Source organism: Haloparvum sedimenti (assembly GCF_001462205.1).
Taxonomy (GTDB): Archaea; Halobacteriota; Halobacteria; order Halobacteriales; family Haloferacaceae; genus Haloparvum; species Haloparvum sedimenti.
Genome location: NZ_LKIR01000122.1, coordinates 49,184 through 54,287, shown reverse-complemented (window position 1 = coordinate 54,287; position 5,104 = coordinate 49,184). Strand labels below are relative to the sequence as shown.

The following is a 5,104-nucleotide window of genomic DNA, read 5'->3' as shown; positions in this document are numbered from 1 at the left end:
GGAATCATTCGTGTCGGACACCGCTAGCGCGGTGTCCTTGCCCTCTTCGATTTCAGAGCAGCAGCTGAACTCTATCAACAATCTCCTACAGAAGAGCGTAAGTACGAAGTTCGGCCGTGCCTCAGTGTCAACCCTGCGCGATACCGTCTACCGCATTACTCGCCCCTGCTGGCGCGGTGCTCCCTGTCCCCACGATCGGGACGTGGAAACCTGCGAGGCAACGGAGATGCGGTTCGCGAGTAAGTGTCCCTCTTCCCGGTCGCCGCATGACGTTCGAAGCGGTCGGGTGACCGCCTACCGCCGGGACGACGTTCCGCGGCGCGTGGTCTCCGATCGACTTGACGCCAGTAGCGGTATCCTCGACGAACATTACGACCGGCGGAGTGCGCGCGAGAAGTCTGAACAGCGTCGCGATTACCTTCCAGATTCATGATGAACTCACAGTCCCAACCGGATACGTCTGGTCGCCCAGCTCGAAGCAGCGTCCGCGCCGTAGGGGAGGACCGGCAGGGCCCATGCCTTCTCCAGTCGCTGCGCGTCCCGTCGCACGCCCACTCCCCAGAAGGCTTATTGTCCACAGTCGGCCTTCAACGGTAGAGATGCACCACCGCGAGCCACGGCCGACGAACGCGTGCACGCTCCCGCGCCAGCCATGAGCGGGGAGGACGCCGCCGGCGTCGACCGCCGGACGGTCCTCGGCGCGGTCGCGGGGCTCGGCGCCGCCTCGCTCTCGGGCTGTTCCGCGCTCGACCGCGGCGTCGACGCCGAGACGATGCCCGCGGACGACGACCGCGCCCGCGAGCTCGCGGAGCGGTTCGCACCGACGCTGTACTTCGACGCCCACGAGCGCTGGTTCCCGACGGACCCGCGTCCCTACACGAGCGAGCGCGACGGGGAGACGGTCGTGGACGGCTTCGACGCCTTCGACGGCTACCACGAGCGGTTCGACGGAAGCGCCGACGGCGAGGACGGCTCTCCGACCCCGCCGAACCCCACCGTCTTCTACCGCGCGGTCGAGTACGCGGACTCGCCGCTGTCGGTCGCCCAGTTCTGGTTCTACTCCGCGTTCGACCAGTTCACGACCAACTTCCACTGGCACGACTGGGAGGTGCTGCACGTCTTCGTGGACGACGACTCCGGCGACCCGCAGCTGTTCGTCGCGAGTTCGCACTCCCGGAAAGTGCCGAACAACGAGTTTCTCGACCCCGACCCGGACGCAGTCCCCCGTATCCTCCCCGAGTTGGGGTCACACTCCAGCACGCTGTCGATCAACGACGTGCCGGACCGGTTCCAGCGCCTGCCGGACGGCGACCTCCTCGCGGACGTCACGAACACCGCCATCGAGGGGATCGAGGACCTCGCGGAGGTCCCGCTCGCGTACGGGCTCCCCCGGGACGAAGGGTGGCGGCTCCCCTACGTCGTCCCCGAGTACGAGGGCGCGCCGCTCCACGAACACGACCGACTCCCGTCCGTCACGCGGGAGTCGCTGGTCGACGAGGCGCTCACCGTGCGCTCGCTCGACGCGCTGCAGTCGCCGCCAACCGACCTCCCCACGCGCGAGACCGGGCTGGTGTTCCGCCCCGCGGCGAGCGAGGGAGACGAGGGGAGCGACGACACCGCGCGGTCCGAGGCCGACCTCGACACCGACGTTGCCTACGACCTCGTCCCGACGAGCGAGATCGAGCACATCGCCGCCTTTACCGGCCCACAGCTGAGCTTCGAGTTCTCGGTCCCGGAGGCGGTCGAGGACGCGGTCGCCGGCCACATCACGACGACCGGCGTGCCGTGGGACCAGCCCCGCTACGAGAACCCCGCGGCGGACATCACCGCCCGGAACCACCGCGCCGAGCTGGCCGACCGTTACGAGGCCGTCGGCGAGGCGGGCGGGCTCAATGCGGTCGTCACGCGGGTCACCGAGGCGGTCACGAACGAGGACGCGCCCGACGGCGAGGGGCTGACCACGGTTGCGGGCAGCGTGGAGTCGGTCGTCCTGCTGGAGAGCGACCCCGAGGCGGTTCCGACGTTCGGCGGCGTCGCGGCCGTACAGGACGTGCCCGCGGGCGAGCACCGCTTCACCGTCAACGGCGCCGGCCGCGCCCCCCACAGCGAGCGCGTGACGGTCGCGGACGAGGGCGACGCGCCCACGGTCGCCGGCGTCGACGGGGAGGTTCCGCTCGTCGCCCGCGAGAACGCGACGAAGCTGACGGTCGGGGCGGGCGACGGGGACGGAGACGATGACGCCGGTTCGGACGAGGAGACTGCGACCGAGGAGACCGTAACCGAGAACACGGCGAGCGGGGCGGGCGATACCGCGAGTCTCTCAGCAGTCGCCGTCGAGGACGACTTCGCCGGCCGGATCTACGACTCGGCCGCCGCGGGGAGCGACGCGCTTTACGTCCACGCGGGGGGCGCGTACACGACCGAGGTTCGCGACGCCGACGACGCGGTCGGGGCGTACCGCGTCAACCCCGACCCCGACTCGGAGGACGGAGTCAGCATCGACCGCCCGGAGACCGGGAAGGCGTCGCTGGCGGCGTTCCTCGCCGACATCGCCGAGGAGACGCGGGCGGAGGTCGCGGCGCTGGTCGACGAGGACGGCGACGAGGATGACGACGATGACGACAACGGAACCGGCGGCACGGCCGGCGGCTCCGGGAACGCAGTACAGGGGCTCGCCCGCGCGTTTCAGGCCGTGGTCGACGCCGCGGAGAAGGCGACCGAGCGGGCGCAGTCGGGCGACCGCGGCGGTACGGACCGCCAGCTGGAGGTCGTCGCGGAGCGGCTCCGGCGGGCGGGCGACAGGCTCGCGGAGGCGAGCGGGGACGTGCCGGACCCCCTATCGCGGGCGGCCAAGCGCCGACTCGAACAGGCGGACCGGCGTGCGGCGCAGGCACGGGAGTCGGAGAAGCTCTAGCTCAAGGGGACGGTTCTCGATCGGCTTCAGAAACGGTCGGCGAGCTCGCCGCGCAGGTCGTCGAGGTCCATGTCCTTCATCGCCAACAGTACGAGCAGGTGGTAGACCAGGTCGGCGCTCTCGGCGGTCAGCTCCTCGCGGTCGTCGTCCTTCGCGGCGAGGATCGTCTCGGTCGCCTCCTCGCCGATCTTCTCGAGCACCTCGTTTTCCCCCTTCTCGTGGGTGAACAGCGATGCCGTGTACGACCCCTCGGGGAGCTCGCGCTTGCGGGCCTCGATGGTCGCGAACAGGTCGTCGAGCACGTCCGCCGGAAGCGCGTCATGCTCTGCCCCATCGTCCGAGTCCGGGTCGCTCACGCCGCCACCTCCGTGCGCTCGTCGGGGAAGAAGGCGAGCTCGTGGATGCGGTCGTCGTCGGTCAGCTCGGGGTGGAAGGAGGTACCGACGATCGGCCCCTGGCGGACCAGTACCGGCCGGTCCTCGACGGTCGCGAGCGTGGTCACGTCGTCGCCCACCTCGTCGATAAGCGGCGCGCGGATGAACACCGCGGGGAACGGTTCCTCGAGCCCCGTCACGTCGATGCGCGCCTCGAAGGAGTCCTTCTGTCGGCCGAACGCGTTTCGGTCGACGGTCACGTCGAGCAGGCCGAGGGGGTCGACCCGTTCGTCCTTCGCGTCCCGCGAGAGGACGATAAGCCCGGCACAGGTCGCCAGGACGGGCTTGCCGGCCGCGACGTGGTCGCGGATCTCGGCCGCGATCCCCTCGCGGTGGATCAGCCGGGAGATGGTGGTCGACTCGCCGCCCGGCATGCACAGCACGTCACAGTCCGGGACGAGCCCAGCGCTCCGGATCTCCACGACCTCCGCCTCCTCGCCGTGCGCGGCGGCCGCGTGCCGGATCGCGTCGGCGTGCTCGCTCACGTCGCCCTGCACGGCGATGACGCCTGCCTTCATGTGCGAACGTGCGGCGGGGACGTGCAAAAAGGGCGCGCTCGCCGGCGGGCGCTCGCCGGCGAGCGCTCACTCGTGGCCGTTCGCGGGAGACGCTGGACGGGCCGGCGGCTCGCGAGGGGTCACGGGCGCGGCCGCGTCGAAAAGGGGGGCCTCAGACCGCCAGCGAGACGATCTGGACGAAGACGCCGAAGAGGACGGCGAACGCCAGCACCGTCTTGGGGTCGATCCTGATGGCGTTGCGGTCCTCGGACTCGAAGTAGCGGACGAGGCCCGCACTGGACATCAGGCCGCCGGAGTTCTGACCACTGCTCATACACGGCTCTGCGCCGCGCACCCGCGTAAACGTTTCGTCTCAGTCAGGGCGTCTCCGTCGGGCCGCGGTCGTCGCCGCCGGCAGGGCGGGCGACCGCTCATGCGGGGGTCGTGAACGGGTGGGAAACCCTTATGCGCGCGCCGCGGTTACCCGTGTTCGCACAATGACCGTTCGACTCCTGGACTTCTACGCCGACTGGTGTGGCCCGTGTAAGACGCAGGACCCGATCCTCGAGGAGATCGTCGAGGAGCGCGGAGACGCCTTCGAACTGCAGAAGGTGAACGTCGACGAGGAGCAGGACGTTGCCAACCAGTACTCGGTCCGCTCGCTCCCGACGCTGATCGTCGAGAACGACGACGGCGTCGTCGACCGCTTCGTCGGCGTCACGCAGAAGGAGGACATCGACGCGGCGCTGAGCGAAGCCGGCGCCTGACCCGGCCGTTCCGACAGTTCTCTCCCGGACCCCGACCCGACCGTTTGCCCCCGGACCGTCTCGCAAGGTTTTACAGCGCCCGCGCACTCTCACTCCACATGGCCAGTTTCGACGCCGCGGAACGACGCAACCTCGACCGACAGATCTGCATGCGCTGTAACGCCCGCAACGCCTCCGAGGCGAACCGCTGCCGCAAGTGCGGCTACACGAAGCTCCGCCCGAAGGCGAAGGAACGCCGCGCGGCGTAATCGGGCGACCGCGGCCGCCATTTTTCGACACCGCTTCCCGCCAGCGACCGCGTCGGGGGGACTGCTATCGACCGCTATCGACCGCTATCGACCGCTATCGACCGCTATCGACCGCTATCGACCGCTATCGACCGCTATCGACCGCTATCGACCGCTATCGACCGCTATCGACCGCTACTCCTCGGGATATTTCGGCTCTCGGAGCGCGGCGCGCTCGCGGGCGCGGGCGATCACCTCGTGGACC

Annotated in this window: 6 protein-coding genes and 1 pseudogene; 4 read left to right on the top strand and 3 right to left on the bottom strand. The window is 69.8% G+C overall.

The window, feature by feature from the left end; translation table 11 throughout:
• Positions 1–97: 97 nt before the first annotated feature.
• Both AN233_RS18390 and AN233_RS09050 read left to right on the top strand, forming a co-directional pair.
• A pseudogene (locus AN233_RS18390) lies at positions 98–433 on the top strand (site-specific integrase); the annotation flags it as partial.
• Positions 434–652: 219 nt separating this feature from the next.
• Entirely contained in the window at positions 653–2,914 is a 2,262-nt protein-coding gene (locus tag AN233_RS09050; RefSeq protein WP_058366467.1) for a hypothetical protein, read from the top strand.
• Positions 2,915–2,940: 26 nt separating this feature from the next.
• Here the strand turns inward: AN233_RS09050 and hisE are convergent, their stop codons facing one another.
• The 3 genes from hisE to AN233_RS09035 form a co-directional block, all read right to left on the bottom strand.
• Positions 2,941–3,270 carry a phosphoribosyl-ATP diphosphatase gene (gene hisE / locus AN233_RS09045; RefSeq protein ID WP_058366466.1) on the bottom strand — a complete coding sequence of 110 codons (330 nt, stop codon included), beginning with the start codon at positions 3,268–3,270 and terminating at the stop codon, positions 2,941–2,943.
• Entirely contained in the window at positions 3,267–3,866 is a 600-nt protein-coding gene (gene pdxT / locus AN233_RS09040) for a pyridoxal 5'-phosphate synthase glutaminase subunit PdxT (RefSeq protein ID WP_058366465.1), read from the bottom strand. Before pdxT ends, hisE begins: the two co-directional genes overlap by 4 nt.
• A 151-nt stretch (positions 3,867–4,017) precedes the next feature.
• Positions 4,018–4,179 carry a preprotein translocase subunit Sec61beta gene (locus AN233_RS09035; protein WP_058366464.1) on the bottom strand — a complete coding sequence of 54 codons (162 nt, stop codon included), beginning with the start codon at positions 4,177–4,179 and terminating at the stop codon, positions 4,018–4,020.
• Between the two features lie 163 nt (positions 4,180–4,342).
• Here AN233_RS09035 and trxA point away from each other — a divergent pair, with 163 nt between their 5' ends.
• Together trxA and AN233_RS09025 are read left to right on the top strand one after the other, a co-directional pair.
• On the top strand, positions 4,343–4,612 hold the full coding sequence (gene trxA, locus AN233_RS09030) for a thioredoxin (RefSeq protein ID WP_058366463.1): 270 nt from the start codon (positions 4,343–4,345) through the stop codon (positions 4,610–4,612).
• Positions 4,613–4,710: 98 nt separating this feature from the next.
• A complete protein-coding gene (locus tag AN233_RS09025; RefSeq protein WP_058366462.1) occupies positions 4,711–4,860 on the top strand; it encodes a 50S ribosomal protein L40e in 150 nt (49 codons plus the stop codon).
• Positions 4,861–5,104 lie beyond the last annotated feature (244 nt).